This window comes from Azospirillum brasilense (assembly GCF_005222205.1).
GTDB lineage: Bacteria > Pseudomonadota > Alphaproteobacteria > Azospirillales > Azospirillaceae > Azospirillum > Azospirillum brasilense_G.
Window position 1 is genome coordinate 530,923 of record NZ_CP032346.1, and the last position, 20,679, is coordinate 551,601.

Here is a 20,679-nt window from a genome sequence, read left to right on the forward strand (position 1 = left end):
ATTTGCCCGCCTCCCCCAATGTCCGTAACGCTGACGGACGAGACACCAACGAAGCGCCGCCGATCCAGGCGGGCGCGGGGGAGGAGACCATGAACGCCCGATCTCCATGGAGCGCGGAACGCGCCACGGCGGTGATCGCCGCCAACCGTCACCTGCGCGGCGCCCTGCTGCCGATGCTGCACGCTCTCCAGGAGGAGTTCGGCTGCATCGACGAGGAAGCCATCCCGCTGCTGGCGCGTGAGCTGAACCTGTCGCGCGCCGACGTGCACGGGGTGGTGTCCTTCTACCACGAATTCCGCCGCAGCCGCCCGGGCCGCCACACGATCAAGGTCTGCCGGGCCGAGGCCTGCCAATCGATGAACGCCGACGGGCTGATCGACCACATCCGCCGGCGCCTGAAGGTGGACTTCCACGAGACCACCGCCGACGACGCCTTCTCGCTGGAGCCGGTCTTCTGCCTGGGTAACTGCGCCCTGGCCCCCGCCGTGATGGTGGACGAGACGCTGCATGGCCGGGTCAGCCCGGCCCGCTTCGACGCCATCGCCGCCTCCACCCTGGCCACGGAGGCCGCGCGATGAGCGAGCCCCTGCACACGGTTTACGTGCCGCGCGACGCCGCCGCCCTGTCGGTGGGCGCCGACGAGACCGCCGCCGCCATCCGCGCCGAAGCAACGAAGCGCGGCATTCCGCTGCGCATCGTCCGCAACGGCTCCCGCGGCATGCTCTGGCTGGAAACTCTGGTCGAGGTGGAAACGCCCGAGGGCCGCGTCGCCTACGGCCCGGTGATGGCCGAGGACGTGGCCGGGCTGTTCGACGCCGGCTTCCTCGAGGGCGCCGACCACGCGCTGGCCCACGGCCTGACCGAGAAGATTCCCTACTTCGCCAAGCAGGAGCGGCTGACCTTCGCCCGCTGCGGCATCATCGACCCGCTGTCGGTCGAGGATTACCGGCTGCACGGCGGCTTCCGCGGGCTGGAGCGGGCGCTCGCCATGACCCCGGCGGAGATCGTGACCGAGGTCACCGACTCCGGCCTGCGCGGCCGCGGCGGCGCCGGCTTCCCGACCGGCATCAAGTGGAACACGGTGCTGAACGCCAAGGCGGACCAGAAGTACATCTGCTGCAACGCCGACGAGGGCGACAGCGGCACCTTCGCCGACCGCATGATCATGGAGGGCGACCCCTTCTGCCTGATCGAGGGCATGACCATCGCCGCCATCGCGGTGGGCGCCACCGAGGGCTACATCTACATCCGCTCCGAGTACCCGCACGCCGTCGCGACGATGCGCGAGGCGATCCGGCTGGCCTATGACGAGAAGTGGCTGGGCGACGAGATCCACGGCACCGGCCACCGCTTCCACCTCGACGTCCGCGTCGGCGCCGGCGCCTACATCTGCGGCGAGGAGACCTCCATGCTGGAAAGCCTGGAGGGCAAGCGCGGCACGGTCCGGGCCAAGCCGCCGCTGCCGGCGCTGGAGGGTCTGTTCGGCAAGCCGACCGTCGTCAACAACGTGCTGTCGCTGACCTCCGTCCCGATCATCCTGGACAAGGGCGCCGACTATTACCGCGACTTCGGGGTCGGCCGGTCGCGCGGCACGCTGGCCTTCCAGCTCGCCGGCAACATCAGGCACGGCGGCATCGTCGAAAAGGCCTTCGGCGTCACCCTCCACGAGTTGCTCTACGAATTCGGCGGCGGCACCATCACCGGCCGGCCGATCCGCGCGGTGCAGGCCGGCGGCCCGCTCGGCGCCTATCTGCCACCCTCGCTGTTCGACCTGCCGAAGGATTACGAGGCCTTCGCGGCGGTGGAGGCGATGGTCGGCCACGGCGGCATCGTCGTCTTCGACGACAGCGTGGACATGGCCAGGCAGGCCCGCTTCGCCATGGAGTTCTGCGCCGCCGAATCCTGCGGCAAGTGTACCCCCTGCCGCATCGGTGCGGTGCGCGGCGTCGAGGTGATGGACCGCATCATCGCCGGCGAGAGGGTGGCGGCGAACATCACGCTGCTCAACGACCTGTGCGAGGTCATGACCGACGGTTCGCTCTGCGCCATGGGCGGCATGACGCCGATCCCGGTGCGCAGCGCCCTGAAGCACTTCCCCGAGGATTTCACCCGCAGCCCCGCGGCTGTCGCGGCCGAGTGAGCGGAAAGGACCAGACCCCATGTCCATCCAAGACATTGATTACGGCACCCCGGCCCGCCAGTCCGCCACGATGGTGACGCTGGACATCGACGGCCGCACGGTGACCGTGCCGGAAGGCACCTCGGTGATGCGCGCGGCGATGGAAGCCGGCATCACCGTGCCGAAGCTGTGCGCCACCGACATGCTGGACGCCTATGGCTCCTGCCGCCTGTGCATGGTGGAGATCGAGGGGCGGCGCGGCACGCCGGCCTCCTGCACCACGCCGGTCGCCCCGGGCATGAAGGTGCACACCCAGAACGAGCGTCTGGGCCGGCTGCGCCGCGGCGTGATGGAGTTGTACATCTCCGACCACCCGCTGGACTGCCTGACCTGCCCGACCAACGGCAATTGCGAGCTTCAGGACATGGCCGGCGCGGTCGGCCTGCGCAACGTCCGCTACGGCTACGAGGGTGAGAACCACCGCGCCGCCGTGAAGGACGAGAGCAACCCCTACTTCACCTTCGACCCGTCGAAATGCATCGTCTGCTCGCGCTGCGTGCGGGCCTGCGGCGAGGTCCAGGGCACCTTCGCCCTGACCATCGACGGGCGCGGCTTCGACAGCAAGGTGTCGCCCGGCGCCCTCGAACAATTCATGGACAGCGAGTGCGTGTCCTGCGGCGCCTGCGTCCAGGCCTGCCCGACCGCGACCCTGACCGAGAAGTCGCTGATCGAGCTGGGCCAGCCGGAGCACAGCGTCATCACCACCTGCGCCTATTGCGGGGTGGGGTGCTCCTTCAAGGCGGAGATGAAGGGCACCACCGTGGTCCGCATGGTCCCCCACAAGGACGGCGGCGCCAACGAGGGCCATTCCTGCGTCAAGGGCCGCTTCGCCTGGGGCTACGCCACCCACGCCGACCGCCAGACGCAGCCGATGATCCGCGAGAGCATCGACGACCCGTGGCGCGTCGTGTCCTGGGAGGAGGCGATCACCTACGCCGCCACCCGCCTGCGCGCGGTCCAGCAGAAATACGGCCGCGGCTCCATCGGCGGCATCACCTCGTCCCGTTGCACGAACGAGGAGGTGTATGTCGTCCAGAAGATGATCCGCGCCGCCTTCGGCAACAACAACGTCGACACCTGCGCCCGCGTCTGCCATTCCCCGACCGGCTACGGCCTGAAGCAGACCTTCGGCACCTCCGCCGGCACGCAGGACTTCCGAAGCGTCGACAAGTCGGACGTGATCCTGGTCATCGGTGCCAACCCGACGGACGGCCACCCGGTCTTCGGCTCGCGCATGAAGAAGCGGCTGCGCCAGGGCGCCAAGCTGATCGTCATCGACCCGCGCCGCATCGACCTCGTGCGCAGCCCGCACGTCTCGGCGACGCACCACCTCCAGCTCCGTCCCGGCACCAACGTCGCCGCCATGAACGCGCTGGCCCATGTGATCGTGACCGAGGAGCTGGTCGACCGCGATTTCGTGGCCGACCGGTGCGACCCGATGGAGTTCGCCCGTTGGGAGGCCTTCGTCCGCGATCCGCGCCACTCCCCGGAGAACACCGAGCAGTACACCGGCATCCCGGCGGCGGAGATGCGCGCGGCGGCCCGGCTCTACGCCACCGGCGGCAACGCGGCGATCTATTACGGCCTGGGCGTGACCGAGCACAGCCAGGGCTCGACCGCCGTGATGGGCATGGCGAACCTCGCCATGGCGACCGGCAACATCGGGCGTGACGGCGTCGGCGTGAACCCGCTGCGCGGCCAGAACAACGTCCAGGGCTCCTGCGACATGGGCTCCTTCCCGCACGAGCTGACCGGCTACCGCCACGTCTCCGACGACGTGGTCCGCCAGCAGTTCGAGGAGGTGTGGAACGCCGCGCTCGACCCCGAGCCCGGCCTGCGCATCCCCAACATGTTCGACTCCGCGGTGGACGGCACCTTCAAGGGCATCTTCGTGCAGGGCGAGGACATCGCCCAGTCCGACCCGAACACCCAGCATGTGTTCGCCGCCCTGCGGGCCATGGAGATCGTCGTGGTGCAGGACCTGTTCCTGAACGAGACCGCGGCCTTCGCCCATGTCTTCCTGCCCGGCACCTCCTTCCTGGAGAAGGACGGCACCTTCACGAACGCCGAGCGCCGCATCAACCGCGTCCGCCCGGTGATGCCGTCCAAGACCGGCAAGCAGGAATGGGAGGTCGTCTGCGATCTGGCCACCGCCATGGGCTATCCCATGTTCTACCGCAGTGGCGCGCAGATCATGGACGAGATCGCCCGCCTGACCCCGACCTTCTCCGGCGTCAGCTTCGCGAAGCTGGACCGGGTGGGCAGCGTGCAATGGCCCTGCACCGACGAGGACTCGGTCGGCACGCCGATCATGCACGCCGACGGCTTCGTCCGCGGCCAGGGCCGCTTCATGATCACCGAGTATGTGCCGACGGAGGAGCGCGCCTCCCGCTTCTACCCGCTGATCCTGACGACGGGGCGCATCCTCAGCCACTACAACGTCGGCGCCCAGACCCGCCGCACCGCGAACGTGGCGTGGCACCCGGAGGACATCCTGGAGGTCCACGCCCACGACGCCGAGGAGCGGGGCATCCGCGACGGCGATCTGGTCTCCATCGCCAGCCGGATCGGCGCCACCACGCTGCGGGCGCGCATCTCCGACCGGATGCCGCAGGGGGTGGTCTACACCACCTTCCACCACCCGGTGACGGGCGCCAACGTGGTCACCACCGAGAATTCGGATTGGGCCACCAACTGCCCCGAATACAAGGTGACCGCGGTGCAGGTGACGCTGAGCAACCACCCGTCCGACTGGCAGATCCGCCGCGGTGCGCTGGTGGAAGTGGCGGCGGAGTAATCCGAACCCCTCTCCCGTCCCGGGAGAGGGTGGACGCGAAGCGGCCGGGTGAGGGTCGTCCAAAGATCAGTGGATGACACTTGTCAGCACCCTCACCCTTCCCGCGCTGCGCGCAGGCCCCTTCCCTCTCCCGGGGCGGGAGAGGGAAAACAGGAGACCAACGATGCAGTCACTCGCCCATTCCCTGCCGGCCAGCGGCACCGGCTTCCCGGAAGCCGCCGATCAGGCTCCAAATCAGGCGAACGTGACGTGGCTGGTCGCCGAGGAGACTCCGGTGGCCTTCGAATACAACGGACGCTCCCACGCCGTGATGATGGCGACGCCCGCCGACCTGGAGGACTTCGCGCTGGGCTTCAGCCTGTGCGAGGACATCGTCGGCAGTGCCGCCGACATCGACCGCGTCGCGGTGCGCCCGGTGGAGGACGGCATCGTCCTGTCCATCGCGGTCGACCCGTTGCGTCTTCTGCGCGGCTCGCTCCGCCGCCGCTCCATGGAAGGGCGGAGCGGCTGCGGCCTGTGCGGGGTGGACAGCCTCGCCAACGCGGTGCGCGAGCCGCCGCGGGTGATGGCGGGCTTCACCCCGTCGGTGGAGGCGGTGGCCGCCGCCTTTGCCGCCCTGCCCGACCACCAGCCGATGAACCGCGCCAACAAGTCCCTGCACGCCGCGGCCTGGGCCGGACCGGACGGGCGCATCGTGATGGCGCGGGAGGATGTCGGGCGGCACAACGCCCTCGACAAGCTGGCCGGCGCGCTGGCCCGCGCGGGGATCGACCCGTCCGGCGGCTTCGCGGTGATGAGCAGCCGTTGCAGCTTCGAGCTGGTGCAGAAGGCCGCAACCATCGGCATCCCCATGCTCGCCACCATTTCCGCCCCCACGGCGCTGGCGCTGAAGCTCGCCCGCGCCGCCGGCATGACGCTGGCCGCCCGCGCGCGCGGCAACGGCGTCATGCTGTTCCGATAAAACGTTATTCCGGGAGCCGACCCATGGACACCACACGCGAACTCGTCCGCATGGCGAATCAGATCGCCAGCTATTTCCAGTCCTATCCGCAGGACGAAGCGGTGACCGAGACCGCCGGTCACATCCGCGCCTTCTGGGAACCGCGCATGCGCCAGCGCCTGCTGGAGCACAGCAGCGCCGGCGGCGAAGGCCTGCACGAGATCGTCACCCAGGCGGTCGAGCGGCTGAGGGGGCCGCCTGTGGGGAGCGCGTAGGAACGCGTTGCCCCCACCCCGGCCCTCCCCCGCTACCGCAGGGGAGGGAGATTTCTGCGAAGCGGCGGCAGTCCCCTCCCCTGCGAAGCGGGGGAGGGTTAGGTGTGGAGTGTCAGGAGGTTGTTCATCGGCAGGCCGATTCGGCTGATGGGGGTCTTTTTGCCGAGGCTAGCATGAGGTCGATGCCAGTTGTAGGCGTGCAACCATAGAGGCAGCTTGGCGCCACGCTGATCTGAGTGCTCGTAAGTGTGGGCGTAGGCCCACTCCCGTAGAGCGGTCTGGATGAAGCGCTCAGCTTTGCCGTTGGTCTGGGGTGTGTAGGGCTTGGTGAAGATGTGCTTGACGCCCAGGCGCTTGCAGGCGGTCCGGAATGCCTTGGAGCGGTAGCAGCCGCCGTTGTCGGTCATGACGCGCTCCACCGTGATGCCCAGCGAGGCGTAATAGGCCAGCGCCGCCTCCAGGAACAGCACGGCCGTGTGCTGGCGCTCGTCGGCGTGGATCTGACAGAACGCCACGCGCGAGGCGTCGTCGATGCACACGTGCACGTACTCCCAGCCCACCCCGCGGGCGCGCCGGGAGGCATCGCCGGTGATGCGGTGGCCGATGGTGCCGATACGCCCGAGCTTCTTGATGTCGATGTGCAGCATCTCGCCTGGGCGCTCGCGCTCGTAGCGGCGCACCGGCTCGGGTGGGTCGAGCGCCTTGAGGCGGTTGAGCCCGGCTGTACGCAGGATGCGTGAGACGGTGGCGGCCGAGACGCCAAGCTCGGCGGTGATGCGGCCATAGGTGAAGCGCTGCCGGCGCAGCGCGATGACCCGCTCGGCGGTTGCCGCGGCGGTCTGGCGGGGCGAGCGCTTTGGCCGCGAGGAGCGGTCGTGCAGGCCGGCCACGCCCTCGGCCTTGTAGCGCCGGCACCATTTGCTGATCGTGCCCGGCGAGACCCGCAGCTCGGTGGCCACCGAACTGCGGGTCTCGCCGCCCTCCAGCACCCGCCGCACCGCAATCTCTCGACCGCGCGGGGTCAGTGCGGCATTCTTGTGAATGTCCATTCGGCCCTCCGAAAAAGCTTGAGCGTCGCAACTTCAGCTTCCTCGGTTCCGGCCGAATGGACAACCTCCTGAAACATCACAGTTAGGGAGGGGGCAAGTGCCTTCGCTCCCTACGCCCTCTGGCTCAGCAGCCCCTTCAGCACGCGCGACAGCAGATCCGCGAGTTGGAACTGCTCCGGCCCCGGCAGGGCCGCGATGACCGCGGCGAAGTCCTTCAACGGGTCGTGTTCGAGAAGCGCCAGCGCCTTCTCCGTCGGATGAAGCTGCACGACGCGGCGATCCTCCGGCACCGGGACCCGCGTCAGCAATTCCTTCGTCACCAGAACCTCGACCATCTGGGACGCCGCGCCTCGGGTCGTCGCGTGGAAATCGGCGAAGGCGGACACGGTCCGCTGGCTGTCGTTGGCGCGCGCGAAGTAGCGCAACGCCGTCCACTGCGACGGCTTCAAACCCTGCGTGTAGCCCATGCTGTCGGCGATGTGACCGATGTGCATCATGACCTCGGCGATCGCCTGCGCCGATGCCAGGGACTGGGGGCTTTTCGACATGGCAGCGGGGTCTCGACAGTTGTCAAAATTTGACCCGGAGCACAGCGAGACGCCGCGAGCGAGTCTGTACGATGCAGAGACTATATGATTACAAAACTAACATACCCCAGTAGGCAAGTCCACGACTCCCCCACCCCCGACGACGGGCCGCACACTACGGCATCGGGACCGTAAACGAAACATTGACCTTAAATTCCATCCAGCACAAGGTGTCGCACCCCCCTGTGGCGCCGTCCGGTTCGCCGGGCCCGGTGCGGAGACAACGCAGGGCACCTACCACCTCGTGTCGGGGCTGCGCCGCGCGTTTTGTCTGGCGTTGCGCCGCGACTCGCCTATATATGCGCGCCATGACCAGCACGCCCCCGTCCATTCCCGGTTTCAAGACCAACCCGGCCTCCTCCCCCAAGGTGGGGATCGTCAGCCTGGGCTGCCCCAAGGCGCTCGTCGACTCCGAGCGCATCCTCACGCGCCTGCGCGCCGAAGGCTACGACATCTCGCCGTCCTACGATGGCGCGGACGTCGTGCTGGTCAACACCTGCGGCTTCCTCGATTCCGCCAAGAAGGAATCGCTGGAGGCCATCGGCGAGGCGATCAAGGAGAACGGCCGCGTCATCGTGACCGGCTGCATGGGCGTGGAATCGGACATGATCCGGCAGGTCCATCCGGACGTGCTGGCCGTCACCGGTCCCCACCAGTATGAACAGGTGGTCAACGCCGTGCACGACGCCGTGCCGCCGGTGCATGACCCCTTCACCGATCTGGTGCCGCCGGAAGGGCTGCGGCTGACCCCGCGCCACTACGCCTATCTGAAGATTTCCGAGGGCTGCAACAACCGCTGCAGCTTCTGCATCATCCCCTCCCTGCGCGGCGATCTGGTCAGCCGTCCCGTCGTCTCGGTCCTGCGCGAGGCGGAGAAGCTGGCGACCGCCGGGGTGAAGGAACTGCTGGTCATCTCCCAGGACACCAGCGCCTACGGCGTCGACCGCAAATACGCGGAAGAGGACTGGTACGGGCGCAAGGTGAAGGCCCGCTTCATCGACCTCTGTCGCGAGCTGGCGAACTTCGACGTCTGGGTGCGCCTGCACTACGTCTACCCGTACCCGCATGTGGACGAGGTGATCCCGCTGATGGCGGAGGGCCGCATCCTCCCCTATCTGGACATCCCGTTCCAGCACGCCTCCCCCACCGTCCTGAAGGCGATGCGCCGCCCGGCGGCCCAGGAGAAGCAGCTCGACCGCATCCGGAAGTGGCGGCAGGAATGCCCGCATCTGGTGCTGCGCTCCACCTTCATCACCGGCTTCCCCGGCGAGACGGAGGAGGACTTCCAGTTCATGCTGGACTGGCTGAAGGAAGCGCAGCTCGACCGCGTCGGCTGCTTCAAGTACGAGCCGGTCGAGGGCGCCACCGCCAACGACCTGCCCGGCGCCGTTCCGGAAGAGGTCAAGCAGGAGCGCTGGGAGCGCTTCATGGAGACCCAGAAGGCGATCAGCGCCGAGCGGCTCCAGCAGAAGGTCGGCTTCACGCTGGGCGTCCTCATCGACGAGGTCGACGAGGAGGGCGCCATCGGCCGCTCCTACGCCGACGCGCCGGAGATCGACGGCAACGTCTTCCTGAACGGCGAGACGAACGTCAAGCCGGGCGACATCGTGGACGTGACCATCGAGCACGCCGACGAATACGACCTCTGGGGCTCCATCGAGCGCGCCGAGTAAGCGGCTTCGCCCAAAACGACAGGGCCGGGACGGCAGCTCCTCCCGGCCCTTTTGCTGTTCGCAGCCTCAGTACAGCCGGCCACCGTTCGGCACGCCCTGCCCCGGCCCGACCAGCACGACCTCGCCTTCCGCGTCGGGCAGGCCCAGGCACAGGACCTCGCTGGTGAAGGGGCCGATGCGCTTGGGCGGGAAATTCACCACAGCCAGCACCTGCCGGCCCACCAATTCGTCCAGCGTGTAGTGACGGGTGATCTGGGCGGAGCTGCGTCGGGTGCCGATCTCCGGCCCGAAATCGATGGTCAGCTTGTAGGCCGGCTTGCGCGCCTCCGGAAAGGGCTCCACCGCGGTGATGGTCCCGACACGGATGTCCACCTTCAGGAAATCGTCGTAGCTGATGGTCACGGGTCTCGTCCCTGCCCTGTTGTGGTCGTCGCGGTTTCAATCGTGACGGGCAAGGCTAGCACCGACGGCGGCGCCGCTGAAACGCGAAAGGGCCGCCCCGGTGGGCGGCCCCTTGCGGCATCTCTCCAATGGAGAGGAGCTTACTTCTTGGCGATGGCGGCCTTGACCTCGTCCAGGCTCTCCGACACGCGCTTGGACAGCACGTCGGCGGCCTCGGTGTTGGACTTGGCAACCAGCTCGGCCAGTTCCTTGATGTTCGACAGGGCCTTCTCGAAGGCGACCTTGACCAGTTCGGCCTGCTTGGCGGCCTTCTCTTCCGGCGTGCCGGCGGCGGCGACCTGGTTCACGTAGCTGCCGGCCTCCTCGACGGAGGAGCGGACGATCTCGGCCTGGCGGCGGAGCACGGCCTGCAGACCCTCGATCGCGAGCTGGTTGGCGGCCGTCACCGCCTCGATGTTCTTGCGCTGGCTCGCCAGGATCGATTCGACGTCGAGGCCGGGCACCTTGTAATCGCCCAGCACCTTGGACAGGTCGAATTCGAGGAACGGGTTACCGGACGACTGCTTGGCCATGGTTCTCACCCCCGACGAAAGGATTTGCGGGCATGCTGCGACGCAGCAAACCTGTGGCGCGACTATGCAGATTGCCAAAAAGATAGTCAACGCTCTTGTGCGTCGCACCAGGGGCTACACCGCGGCTCATGGAACCTCAACCGGTGGACGCGCTTCCCGGTTCCCTGGCCGGTTCCCCGGCGCCCTGCGGGGCTGTGGATGATTCAGTCGCAGAGGCGCGTCCGGATCTGCGGCGTAATGCCCCAGCCCAGCGTTCCGCCCGCCGCAGCTCGGAATCGAGCGCCGCCATGGTCCGCGACAGGTCGGCGCTGTCGTCCTCCAGGAAGACGCGCATGACCCGCGACTGCACCGCCCCCAGCCCGGCCACGAACAGGGCGCCCCCGGCCCGGTCGGCCTCCACCCCCGCGGCGCGCAGCATCCAGGCCATCGACCGCCCAAAATGGCGGGAGAAGGCCAGCGCGGTCAGCGGTTCCCGCCGCAGGTCGCGGACGACCGAGCGCAACCCGTCCCGGTAGGGCAGCAAAGCGTCGTAGCGGCGCATCATCACGTCGAACAGCCGGTCGCGGGCGCTTTCGTCCGGGCCGACCGGCGCGTCGTCGGCGAGGACCGCGGTGTCGACGACCCGGGACACCGCGGCCAACACGTCGGAGCGATCGGGGAAGCGGCGGTAGAAAACGTCGGGCGCCACCCCCGCCGCCCGTGCGATCGCCAGCAACCCGGTGTTGCGCCAGCCCTGCCCGGCGGCGAGCCGCATCGCCGCGGCGGCCACCCGCCGGTCCAGTTCGTCGGCGCCCCCTCCTTGCGCGGCGTGCTCCGCGGCATCGGGGGCCTCGGGATCGGTCTTCCAGGGGGTGTCGGCGGTGTCGTCCATGGGGTCGAGCCTCGCGGTCAGCCTATCCCCATGATGTGGGACGCCCGCGCCGCACCTCAACCGGGGCGGCAGAAGGGGAAGGGCTCGGCCCGCTTCATATAGGTGGGAATCCAGCCGCACTGGCCGGCCGGGTTGGGCAGGCGGATGGCCTCGATGGCGGGCCAGACCTGGGCGACCACCACCACCAGCGCCACCATGCCGACGATCCAGCGGCGCGTCCGGGCGCGCTCCAGAAGACCGGGCAGGCGCAGCAGCACCCAGGCCGCGGCGAGCCCCATCAGCGGGTCGGTGTAGGCGGCGTAGGCCCGCTGGAAGCCGCGCAGGGAGAACAGCGTCTCCAAACCCCAGGCGACCAGCAGCAGAAGCGCCGCCTGCGCCGCGGCCGCCCGCTCCCCCCGGCGCCACAGCACGATGCAGCCGCCGATGATGAACCACTCCACCACGACGGTCTGCGGGATGTTGTCGGGGTGGAGGACGATGGTGCGGATCGCCAGCGTGCGCCACAGCCCCTTCGCCAGCAGCGTCACCAGCCCGTCGGAGAGCACCTGCTCCTGCCCCTGGAGGGCCGCCTGATGCTTCCAGGTGGTGAAGACGAACATATGCTCGATCAGGTTGGCGACGGCGATCACGTTCTGCTCGTGCGGTCGAATCGTCAGGGCGAGCACGCCGAGCGCCAGCCCGAGCGCGACCGCCGCCATGGCCGCCACCGCGTAGGACAGGCACACCCGCCACACCGCCGCGTAGACGGCCATGCCGAGAAAGGCCCAGCCGACGATGATCCCCTGATAGACCCCCGACAGCCCGCCCCCGACCGGGCGGTAGGGGTAGAGCGACTGGCCGGCGCTGGCGATGCCGTGCTGGATCAGGGCCACCGCGGGCAGCGCCGCCGCGCCCGCCGCCAGGGCGAGAATTCCGGCGGCGATCCAGTGGTGTCCGCCCTGACCCGCGAAGCGGCGCCCGAAGGCCGGCGCGATCACCGGAATGCCCAGCGCCAGGAAGATCGCCTGGATCTTCGTCACCACCGCCAGCCCGGCCAGCAGCCCGGCCAGCCCGAGAAGCAGCAGGGGCCGCCAGCCCGGAGCGGTGCGGACGGCGACCAGCACCAGGAGAAGCGCCGTCACCACGAAGGAAGCCGAGAGCAGATCGGTGCGCATCTGCCGCGCCTGGGTGGACAGGCCGATGCCGAAGGCCATCACCACGGCGGCCAGGAAGGCCACCCGCCGGTCGCCGACCAGCGCACGGACGAGGTTGGCGTAGATCAACGCGAAGCCGGTGGTGACGAGGATGGACAGCGCCCGCCCGGCCTCCACCAGATTTTGCCAGGCCGCGTTGTAGGCGGCGGTGTCGGCGGCGGGCGGCAGGCCGGACAGGGTGATGACCGGCATCAGCCCCAGCGCGTGCAGCAGCCGGTACCAGACCTCGATCACCAGGAAATAGGTGTAACCGGGATGATCGAAATACTCCTGCGGCAACCCCTCGCTGAACAGCAGCCCGTGATAGGCCAGCACCAGATCCTGGTCGGCGTGCGACCAGTAGGGTGTGCGGAAGCCGATCGCCAGGGCCGACACCACCATCACCGCCGCCAGCGCGGCGCACAGCCCCCACCAGGGCCAGCGGTCCAGCAGGCCGGTGCCGGGCACCGCGGCGGACCGGTTGGGCATGACCGTATGGGGTGAGGTGGCGCCGCGGTCCAGGGATGACATGATCGGAGTATGTCCAGAGTTACACGCCAGCGGTTTGTGCACGATTCCGGACGGTTTTGGAACTGCGGCAGCGGCGCGCTGTTTTTTGCGGACCTGCAACTCTTGATCGCTCAAACGCCCTGATCGTCCAAACCCATCGCCAGAAGGAACGGTGCCAGCCCGATGCCTGATTCCGACGACCGCCCGTCACCCCGTTCCGCCGCCTCCGTTTCCCGCAGCGCCATCGGCCACGATCCGGACGGCGCGGGACCGCCCTCCGCGGGCCGTGCCCTGGTCATCCTGCCGGTCCTGCCTGCGCACCCCGACCATGGCAATGGCGCCGTGCGCCAGCCGGACGCCCGACTCTCCGAAGCGATCGCGCTGGCCCAGGCCATCCGCCTGGAGGTGCCGCACGCCGAGGTGATCCGCGTCGCCCGCCCCGACCCCGCCACCCTGTTCGGGCGCGGCACGGCGGAGCGGATCGGCGGCATGGTGGAGGCCTTTCACGCCGATCTGGTGGTGATCGACCACCCGCTCAGCCCGGTGCAGCAGCGCAACCTGGAGCGCCGCTTCATGGCCAAGGTGATCGACCGCACCGGCCTGATCCTGGAAATCTTCGGGGACCGCGCCCGCACCCGCGAGGGTCAGTTGCAGGTCGAACTGGCGGCCCTGACCTACCAGCGTTCGCGGCTGGTGCGGTCCTGGACCCACCTGGAGCGGCAGCGCGGCGGCTTCGGCTTCCTGGGCGGCCCCGGCGAAAGCCAGCTCGAACTCGACCGCCGCCTGATCGCCGAGCGCATCACCCGTCTGAAATCGGACCTGGAGGAGGTGCGGCGGACCCGCAAGCTGCACCGCTCCGCCCGGCAGCGCGGCGGCACGCCGCTGGTGGCGCTGGTCGGCTACACCAACGCCGGCAAGTCAACCCTGTTCAACCGGCTGTCCGGCGCCGGGGTCACCGCCGAGGACATGCTGTTCGCCACGCTCGACCCCACGGTGCGCCGGATCGCCCTGTCCTCCGGCAAGACCATGGCCCTGTCGGACACGGTGGGCTTCGTGTCGGAACTGCCTACCCAGCTCGTCGCCGCCTTCCGCGCCACGCTGGAGGAGGTGCAGGCCGCCGATCTGATCCTGCACGTCCGCGACGTCTCGCATCCCGACACGGCGGCGCAGAAGGCGGATGTGGATTCGGTGCTGGCCGACCTCGGGATCGACGCCGCCAACGACCCGCGGGTGGTGGAGGTGCTGAACAAGACCGACCAGATGCCGGCAACCGCCCGCGGCGCTCTGCACATGCGCCTCGCCAACCAGAGGATGATGGAGGGGGAGGAGCGCGCCGTCGCCGTGTCCGCCCTGACCGGGGAAGGTCTCGACGATCTGCTGGATCTGCTGGACCGCCGCGTGTCCGCCGGGCGGCAGGTGCTGGAGTTGAGTGTGAACCTTGCGGACGGGCGCGCCCTGGCGTGGCTGTACGAGCATGGCCAGGTGCTCGACCGCCGGGACGAGAACGGGCAGGCCCATGTGCATGTGGCGTTGACGCCCTCTGACGCCGCCCGTTTCGAAAGCCGGTTCGTCGGGCAGGAAAGCCGCTGACAATAGGTCTCGCGCCTTCCAGCCCACCGTTTCGGATGGTTTGCAACCACCGCCGCTCTCCTGCGTTGTGACGGGCAGGCCGGTCCGTGACCCCGACCCGCCATGACCAGGAGGAGGCACCCATGACCCAAAAGCCGGAACATGAGCGAGCCGAGCGCGTGCGTCGCCGCGCCCACGACATTTGGGAACGGGAGGGCCGTCCCGACGGCCGCCACGACGAGCATTGGGCCCAGGCCGAAGCCGAGGTCGATGACGAGATTCGCGCGGAGCGGCGGAGCGAGGAAACGGAAAGCAGCGCGCCGGATGCCCCGCCGAACCGGCGTTCGAAGCCGACCGCAGCGAAGCCGGTCACCGCGAAACCCAAAGCCGCATCCAAAGCCGCATCCAAAGCCACTCGGGCCAGCGGCACGCGGGCAGCGGCCGAAAACCTGTCGGCGGTGGCCGCCGGACGGACCGAGCAGACCGGCACGACGAAGACCGGCGGCCAGATCTCCCGCGGCGGGGCGGCCAGCGGAAAGCCGGGCAAGGCATCGCGCCGGGACGCGTCGCGCGGCTGACGGGGCGGGGCACCGCCCCTCCCCCTTCGCCGCAGACCTCCCATGCTCCGCCTGCCGGAAAATGGGGCGGGAAAAGGAACGAGAGGTCTGGTTTCCGCCCTTCGGGATTGCTAGTGTTGCTGCCCCTGCGCATCCGCACGCAATGTTCGATCCCTGAGGTAGAGACATGCCGCATTATCGCTCCCGCACTTCCACGCACGGCCGCAACATGGCGGGCGCCCGCGGCCTGTGGCGCGCGACGGGCATGAAGGACGGCGATTTCGGCAAGCCGATCATCGCGATCGCCAACTCCTTCACCCAGTTCGTGCCGGGGCACGTCCACCTGAAGGATCTGGGCCAGCTCGTCGCCCGCGAGATCGAGAAGGCCGGCGGCGTCGCCAAGGAGTTCAACACCATCGCCGTGGACGACGGCATCGCCATGGGCCACGACGGCATGCTCTACAGCCTGCCCTCGCGCGAGCTGATCGCCGACGCCGTCGAATATATGGTGAACGCCCATTGCGCCGACGCGCTGGTCTGCATCTCCAACTGCGACAAGATCACCCCCGGCATGCTGATGGCCGCCATGCGGCTGAACATCCCGGCGGTCTTCGTGTCGGGCGGCCCGATGGAGGCCGGCAAGGTCAACTGGCGCGGCAAGACCAAGGCCGTGGACCTGATCGACGCCATGGTCGCCGCCGCCGACCCGACGGTCACCGACGAGGAGGCGGCGGTCATGGAGCGCGGCTCCTGCCCGACCTGCGGCTCATGCTCCGGCATGTTCACCGCCAACTCGATGAACTGCCTGACCGAGGCGCTGGGCCTCTCCCTGCCCGGCAACGGCACGATCCTGGCGACCCACGCCGACCGCAAGGAGCTGTTCCTGGCCGCCGGCCGCATGGCGGTGGAGCTGTGCCGCCGCTGGTACCAGGAGGAAGACGCCACCGCCCTGCCCCGCGGCATCGCCACCTTCGAGGCGTTCGAGAACGCCATGACGCTCGACATCGCCATGGGCGGCTCCACCAACACGGTGCTGCACCTGCTGGCCGCCGCGCAGGAAGGCCAAGTGCCCTTCACCATGGCCGACATCGACCGGCTGTCGCGCCGCGTGCCCAACGTCTGCAAGGTCGCCCCGGCGGTGTCCGACGTCCACATCGAGGATGTGCACAAGGCCGGCGGCATCTTCGGCATCCTGGGCGAGCTTGACCGCGGCGGGCTGCTGAACCGCGACGTCGCGACCGTTCACGCCAAGACGCTGGGCGACGCGCTGGACCGCTGGGACGTCAAGCGCACCCAGGACGAGGGCGTTCACACCATGTTCAAGGCCGCCCCCGGCGGCATCCCGACGACCATCGCCTTCAGCCAGGAGAAGCGCTGGCCGGAACTGGACCTCGACCGCGACAAGGGCGTCATCCGCTCCGTCGACAGCGCCTTCAGCAAGGACGGCGGCCTCGCCGTGCTGTTCGGCAACATCGCCGAGAAGGGCTGCATCGTGAAGACGGCGGGCGTGGACGCCTCCAACCTCGTCTTCGCCGGCCCGGCCCGCGTCTTCGAAAGCCAGGACGCGGCGGTCGAGGCCATCCTGGGCGACACGGTGAAGGCGGGCGAGGTGGTGGTCATCCGCTACGAAGGCCCGCGCGGCGGCCCCGGCATGCAGGAGATGCTCTACCCGACCAGCTATCTGAAGTCGAAGGGGCTGGGCAAGGCTTGCGCCCTGGTCACCGACGGCCGCTTCTCGGGCGGCACCTCGGGCCTGTCGATTGGCCACGCCTCGCCGGAAGCGGCGCAGGGCGGCGCCATTGGCCTCGTCCAGGATGGCGACCGGATCGAGATCGACATCCCCAACCGCAAGATCAACCTCGCTGTGTCCGATGAGGAGTTGCAGCGCCGCCGCGACGCCGAGAACGCCAAGGGCGCCGACGCCTGGAAGCCGGCCAACCGCAACCGCGTCGTCTCGCCGGCGCTGCGCGCCTACGCCGCCCTGACAACCAGCGCCGACCGCGGCGCGGTGCGCGACGTCTCGCAGGTGGAGGGCATCGCCGTCAAGCGCTGACACGGCACCCAAGGCGCAACCGAAAGGACCCCGAGCCTTCCGGTTAAGACCTTCGGAAAGGTTGTGGAAGCACAGTGCAGCAACGAACGGCGCCCGGAAATCCGCGGCGCCGTTTCGCTTTTTGGACGCAGCGGTGCGTCGAATGTCATGCGTCAGTATGTCTCCGATCCTCTCGCTCCATCACCAAAAGAAGCGCAGGCCATCCAACACAAAATCTGTCATTGTCTTTCCACATGCTCCGGCATTCCTAAACGGGAAGTGCGTTCCACTGAAGCAACACCACGGGGAAACCGATGGCTCCGCTACGGTCCGTCGCCCAGGATAATCCCGGGGCGCCTCCCGATGGCGCCGCGTTCCGGCGCGCGCTGGCGGACATCGCGGACGCCCTGCATCGGGCCGAGGAAGGCATTGGTTCCATACTTTCACTGACCGCGGCGGATGGCGACGCCAGCCGTCTGATCGAAACGCTTGTCCACAGCCCAGTCGCCGCCGGTTTCGGCATCCTGCGCTGGCCGCAATCCCTGCTGCCCCCCCTGGGCGGACCCGACGATCTCGAAGCGGTGGCCGTCAGCCTTCCGATCCTGGCCGGTGGCTCTCGCGACGAAGCCCGCCGGGAGATCGCTCTGGCCGCCGAGCGTGGCGGCGGTGAACTGGCCGGAGAGGCTGTGCGCGGCCTGTTGGGCCTTCCATCGCTTCAACCGCTCTGGCTCGGGCTGGACGACAGGCAGAGGGCGGAATTCCAGGTGGAAGGGCTGGCCACCGCCATACTGGACCTGTGTTACGCACGCCCCGTCCTGATCGTGGTGGAGAACCTCCAGTGGGCTCGCGGCCTGACGGTGCCGTTGCTCGACGCGCTCGGCAACGCCGTGGAGGACGCGCGGCTGTGCCTGCTGACCATCCGCTCCGCCACGCCGTGCGCGCGGCCCGGTGGTTGGACTCCACCCGGCACGGCACGGCGCATCGTCCTGCCGGAACCGGATGGCGGCTCGGCTGATTCCATCGGCGCCGAGGGCGATGATCCGGCCGCTTACGCCCAGCCGCTGGACGCGCTGCGCCGCGACCGGAGGCCGGAACGGATCGAGTGGATGGCCCACCACGCCCCGCTGGCCGGCGAGTGGGCGCTGGCCTGCGCCTGCGCGCGGCACGCCGGGCAACGGGCGGAGGCGGGCTGCCGCCTTGCCGACGCCGCCCGCCATTACAGGAACGCCCTGGCCGCGTTGGACCGGCTTCCCGTGACCCGGCGGCACGCGCAACGCCGGATCGACCTGTGGACCGCGCTGGCCCGCACCCAATCGCCGCAGGATGGCGGCGCGATGAAGGCAGCGGAAAAGGCCCTCGCGCTTGCCGATGACCTCGGCGACCAGCAGCGCGCCGCACGAGCCCTGTCGCTTCTGGCCACGCTGCACTGGGCCGGCGGCAACCTGGCTGCGGCCCGGCGCGTGGGCATGATGGCCCGGCGGATCTGGCTGAGAACCGAAAGCTCCGGTCAACAGGTGCAGACGCTCATCAAACTGGGCTGCGGCTTGACCGAAGAGGGGCGCTTCCGCCACGCCGACACCGTCCTGCGCGCCGCTGCCGAGTTGGCGCCCCGGTGGGACACGCGCCATCTCCACGGTCCGACCGCCCTGGCTCCGGTGTGCATCGCCGCGCACCGGGCGCGCTGCCGGGCGGAACTGGGCGATCCGGAGGAGGCGTTGCGGCTGGCCCGTGCAGCGCTCGCCCTGGCGGAGGACAGCGGCCACGCTGCGTCGCACGCCCTGGCCTGTCTGCATCTCGGCTGGGTCGCGCTGACCGCGCAGCGCTACGCCGTGGCGGTGGAGCCGCTGAAGCGGGCCGTCGCCATCACCGAGACGATCCGCCTGCACGCCTGCCAGCCTCTCGTCCTCGGCGCGCTGGGCTACGCCCTGGTCCGCACTGGGGCCCTCAACGACGGGGCATCCCTGCTGCTGGGCAGCCGGGAGCATGCGCGAATGCTCGGCATCCGGCGTCACGAACCGCAAATCCTCATCTGGATCGCCGAGGCCGCTCTGCTCTCCGGCCAGCCGGAGGACACCGTCCGCAACGCCCGCGACGCCGCCGGAAAGGCCGCGGCCGCCGGACAATCGGGGGACGAGGCCTGGGCGCGACTCGCGCTGGCCCGTGGACTCGTCGCGCAGGCGGATGGGGACGCGGCGCGGCACTTGGAGGCCGCCGCCCGCATCGCCGGGCAACGTTCGATGACGCCGTTGCTGGCGCAATGCGCCGATCTGCGCAAGACCATAACCGCCGCATGAAGGCCCGCGACCAAGCGCTGGACAACCCCTACGAAGATCGAACTTAATTTGCCAAGCACCCGCATAAAAGGCGGTGCGTTCGCATACGAATCTCCATATCGTAGTCGCTTCCCTCCGCGGACGGCATCGTCCGTTCCCTGCTTTCGAAACGGACGACCGCCGCATATGACTCTTGCCCAGCTCACCCGATTGCGCGGGCACACGGGTTTGGGGTTCACGTTCGCTCTGGCGACCTTTGTCGTCGCCCTGGTGGCGCGTCTTGCGTTGGACGACCGGTTGCCGGCGGGCTTCCCGTTTCTGACCTTCTTCCCGGCGGTCATCGTCACAACCTTCCTTGCCGGCCTGTGGCCGGGCATCCTGACCGCACTGCTGAGCGGGCTGGCCTCCTGGTACTTCTTCCTCGGCCCCAGCCACTCGCTGGAACTGGCGCCCGGCAGCGCGCTGGCTCTGGGCTTCTTCGGGCTGGTCGTGGTGGTGGACATCGCCGTGATCCACGTCATGAACGTCGCGCTGGAGCGGCTGGCCGAGGAGCGCAACCGCAGCGCCCGCCTGACACAGCAGACCCAGGTGATGTTCAGCGAGCTCCAGCACCGCGTCTCGAACAACCTTCAGCTCGCCTCTTCGCTGATCGCGATCCAGAGGTCCAAGGTGAAGGATCCCGAAGCCCGCCGCGCGCTGGAGGAAGCCTCCGGACGGCTCTCCACCCTGGGCCGCCTGCACCGCCGGCTCCACGCGCCCCACGACGGGACGATGGACATGGAGCCGTTCCTGCGTGAGCTGTGCGAGGACATCCTCAAGACCTCCGGGGCGGAGCGGATCGACTGCACGGTCAGCGCCGCCGAGTCCGACCTGCCGCCGGACACTCTGATCCCGCTCGCCCTGATCCTTACCGAACTGGTCAGCAATGCCCTGGAGCATGGTTTCCCCAACGGCGAGGCCGGACGGATCGGTGTCGACCTGCAGTCCCGCGATGGAGAAGTGGTGCTGACGGTGAGCGACGACGGTGCGGGACTTCCCGAGGGCTTCACCTTGACGCGCCCCTCCAGCCTCGGCCTGAAGATCGTCAGCTCGCTGGCCGCCCAGATCGGCGGAAGCTTCAGCATGACCGGAGCGCGCGGCCAGGGCACCACGGCCCGGCTGGTTCTTTCCCAGACCACAGCGTCCTGACGGGCATCGGTGGACAGGGACCTGGCGTTCCGG

Annotated in this window: 17 protein-coding genes; 11 read left to right on the plus strand and 6 right to left on the minus strand. The window is 69.1% G+C overall.

The window, feature by feature from the left end; translation table 11 throughout:
- The first annotated feature begins 89 nt into the window (after positions 1-89).
- The 5 genes from D3869_RS16485 (at position 90) to D3869_RS16505 (ending at position 6,191) form a co-directional block, all read left to right on the plus strand.
- Positions 90-578, plus strand: coding sequence for a formate dehydrogenase subunit gamma (locus tag D3869_RS16485; RefSeq protein WP_137141052.1), 489 nt, complete (start codon positions 90-92; stop codon positions 576-578).
- Positions 575-2,140 (plus strand): formate dehydrogenase beta subunit, encoded by a 1,566-nt coding sequence (locus tag D3869_RS16490; RefSeq protein ID WP_137141053.1) that lies wholly within the window; start codon positions 575-577, stop codon positions 2,138-2,140. Before D3869_RS16485 ends, D3869_RS16490 begins: the two co-directional genes overlap by 4 nt.
- A gap of 19 nt (positions 2,141-2,159) precedes the next feature.
- Positions 2,160-4,976: a formate dehydrogenase subunit alpha gene (gene fdhF, locus D3869_RS16495; RefSeq protein WP_137141054.1), complete on the plus strand. Its 2,817-nt coding sequence runs from the start codon at positions 2,160-2,162 to the stop codon at positions 4,974-4,976.
- Between the two features lie 163 nt (positions 4,977-5,139).
- Positions 5,140-5,937: a formate dehydrogenase accessory sulfurtransferase FdhD gene (gene fdhD / locus D3869_RS16500; RefSeq protein ID WP_137141055.1), complete on the plus strand. Its 798-nt coding sequence runs from the start codon at positions 5,140-5,142 to the stop codon at positions 5,935-5,937.
- A gap of 23 nt (positions 5,938-5,960) precedes the next feature.
- A complete protein-coding gene (locus tag D3869_RS16505; protein WP_137141056.1) occupies positions 5,961-6,191 on the plus strand; it encodes a formate dehydrogenase subunit delta in 231 nt (76 codons plus the stop codon).
- A gap of 98 nt (positions 6,192-6,289) precedes the next feature.
- On the opposite strand, the gene D3869_RS16510 is transcribed toward D3869_RS16505, so the two are convergent.
- Positions 6,290-7,240: an IS481 family transposase gene (locus tag D3869_RS16510; protein WP_137141057.1), complete on the minus strand. Its 951-nt coding sequence runs from the start codon at positions 7,238-7,240 to the stop codon at positions 6,290-6,292.
- Positions 7,241-7,350: 110 nt separating this feature from the next.
- Positions 7,351-7,788, minus strand: coding sequence for a MarR family winged helix-turn-helix transcriptional regulator (locus D3869_RS16515; protein WP_137141058.1), 438 nt, complete (start codon positions 7,786-7,788; stop codon positions 7,351-7,353).
- A gap of 347 nt (positions 7,789-8,135) precedes the next feature.
- Between D3869_RS16515 and rimO the strand changes: the two genes are divergently transcribed.
- A complete protein-coding gene (gene rimO, locus D3869_RS16520) occupies positions 8,136-9,500 on the plus strand; it encodes a 30S ribosomal protein S12 methylthiotransferase RimO (protein ID WP_137116378.1) in 1,365 nt (454 codons plus the stop codon).
- 66 nt (positions 9,501-9,566) lie between these two features.
- On the opposite strand, the gene D3869_RS16525 is transcribed toward rimO, so the two are convergent.
- The 4 genes from D3869_RS16525 to D3869_RS16545 form a co-directional block, all read right to left on the minus strand.
- Positions 9,567-9,902: a tRNA-binding protein gene (locus D3869_RS16525; RefSeq protein ID WP_137141059.1), complete on the minus strand. Its 336-nt coding sequence runs from the start codon at positions 9,900-9,902 to the stop codon at positions 9,567-9,569.
- A 140-nt stretch (positions 9,903-10,042) separates the two neighbouring features.
- Positions 10,043-10,474 carry a phasin family protein gene (locus D3869_RS16530; protein ID WP_040134043.1) on the minus strand — a complete coding sequence of 144 codons (432 nt, stop codon included), beginning with the start codon at positions 10,472-10,474 and terminating at the stop codon, positions 10,043-10,045.
- 136 nt (positions 10,475-10,610) lie between these two features.
- A complete protein-coding gene (locus tag D3869_RS16540; protein WP_137141061.1) occupies positions 10,611-11,345 on the minus strand; it encodes a TetR/AcrR family transcriptional regulator in 735 nt (244 codons plus the stop codon).
- Between the two features lie 56 nt (positions 11,346-11,401).
- Positions 11,402-13,048, minus strand: coding sequence for a phospholipid carrier-dependent glycosyltransferase (locus D3869_RS16545; RefSeq protein WP_247895890.1), 1,647 nt, complete (start codon positions 13,046-13,048; stop codon positions 11,402-11,404).
- 162 nt (positions 13,049-13,210) lie between these two features.
- Here D3869_RS16545 and hflX point away from each other — a divergent pair, with 162 nt between their 5' ends.
- The 5 genes from hflX (at position 13,211) to D3869_RS16570 (ending at position 20,646) form a co-directional block, all read left to right on the plus strand.
- Positions 13,211-14,617, plus strand: coding sequence for a GTPase HflX (gene hflX, locus D3869_RS16550; RefSeq protein ID WP_137141062.1), 1,407 nt, complete (start codon positions 13,211-13,213; stop codon positions 14,615-14,617).
- 122 nt (positions 14,618-14,739) lie between these two features.
- On the plus strand, positions 14,740-15,174 hold the full coding sequence (locus D3869_RS16555; RefSeq protein ID WP_137141063.1) for a DUF2934 domain-containing protein: 435 nt from the start codon (positions 14,740-14,742) through the stop codon (positions 15,172-15,174).
- 166 nt (positions 15,175-15,340) lie between these two features.
- Positions 15,341-17,206, plus strand: coding sequence for a dihydroxy-acid dehydratase (gene ilvD, locus D3869_RS16560; protein ID WP_137141064.1), 1,866 nt, complete (start codon positions 15,341-15,343; stop codon positions 17,204-17,206).
- A gap of 293 nt (positions 17,207-17,499) precedes the next feature.
- Positions 17,500-19,479: an ATP-binding protein gene (locus D3869_RS16565; RefSeq protein ID WP_137141065.1), complete on the plus strand. Its 1,980-nt coding sequence runs from the start codon at positions 17,500-17,502 to the stop codon at positions 19,477-19,479.
- A gap of 207 nt (positions 19,480-19,686) precedes the next feature.
- The gene (locus D3869_RS16570; RefSeq protein ID WP_247895891.1) at positions 19,687-20,646 is read left to right on the plus strand and encodes a sensor histidine kinase; all 960 of its coding nucleotides are present in this window, start codon (positions 19,687-19,689) and stop codon (positions 20,644-20,646) included.
- The last annotated feature ends 33 nt before the right edge of the window (positions 20,647-20,679 follow it).

Bases quoted from the DNA above. Each gene is read 5' to 3' on its own strand.
- D3869_RS16565 (WP_137141065.1), top strand. From the start codon at position 17,500: ATGGCTCCGCTACGGTCCGTCGCCCAGGATAATCCCGGGGCGCCTCCC.
- D3869_RS16530 (WP_040134043.1), bottom strand. From the start codon at position 10,474: ATGGCCAAGCAGTCGTCCGGTAACCCGTTCCTCGAATTCGACCTGTCC.
- ilvD (WP_137141064.1), top strand. From the start codon at position 15,341: ATGCCGCATTATCGCTCCCGCACTTCCACGCACGGCCGCAACATGGCG.
- D3869_RS16485 (WP_137141052.1), top strand. From the start codon at position 90: ATGAACGCCCGATCTCCATGGAGCGCGGAACGCGCCACGGCGGTGATC.
- D3869_RS16545 (WP_247895890.1), bottom strand. From the start codon at position 13,048: ATGTCATCCCTGGACCGCGGCGCCACCTCACCCCATACGGTCATGCCC.
- fdhD (WP_137141055.1), top strand. From the start codon at position 5,140: ATGCAGTCACTCGCCCATTCCCTGCCGGCCAGCGGCACCGGCTTCCCG.
- D3869_RS16510 (WP_137141057.1), bottom strand. From the start codon at position 7,240: ATGGACATTCACAAGAATGCCGCACTGACCCCGCGCGGTCGAGAGATT.
- D3869_RS16515 (WP_137141058.1), bottom strand. From the start codon at position 7,788: ATGTCGAAAAGCCCCCAGTCCCTGGCATCGGCGCAGGCGATCGCCGAG.
- D3869_RS16540 (WP_137141061.1), bottom strand. From the start codon at position 11,345: ATGGACGACACCGCCGACACCCCCTGGAAGACCGATCCCGAGGCCCCC.
- D3869_RS16555 (WP_137141063.1), top strand. From the start codon at position 14,740: ATGACCCAAAAGCCGGAACATGAGCGAGCCGAGCGCGTGCGTCGCCGC.
- hflX (WP_137141062.1), top strand. From the start codon at position 13,211: ATGCCTGATTCCGACGACCGCCCGTCACCCCGTTCCGCCGCCTCCGTT.
- D3869_RS16505 (WP_137141056.1), top strand. From the start codon at position 5,961: ATGGACACCACACGCGAACTCGTCCGCATGGCGAATCAGATCGCCAGC.
- rimO (WP_137116378.1), top strand. From the start codon at position 8,136: ATGACCAGCACGCCCCCGTCCATTCCCGGTTTCAAGACCAACCCGGCC.
- fdhF (WP_137141054.1), top strand. From the start codon at position 2,160: ATGTCCATCCAAGACATTGATTACGGCACCCCGGCCCGCCAGTCCGCC.
- D3869_RS16490 (WP_137141053.1), top strand. From the start codon at position 575: ATGAGCGAGCCCCTGCACACGGTTTACGTGCCGCGCGACGCCGCCGCC.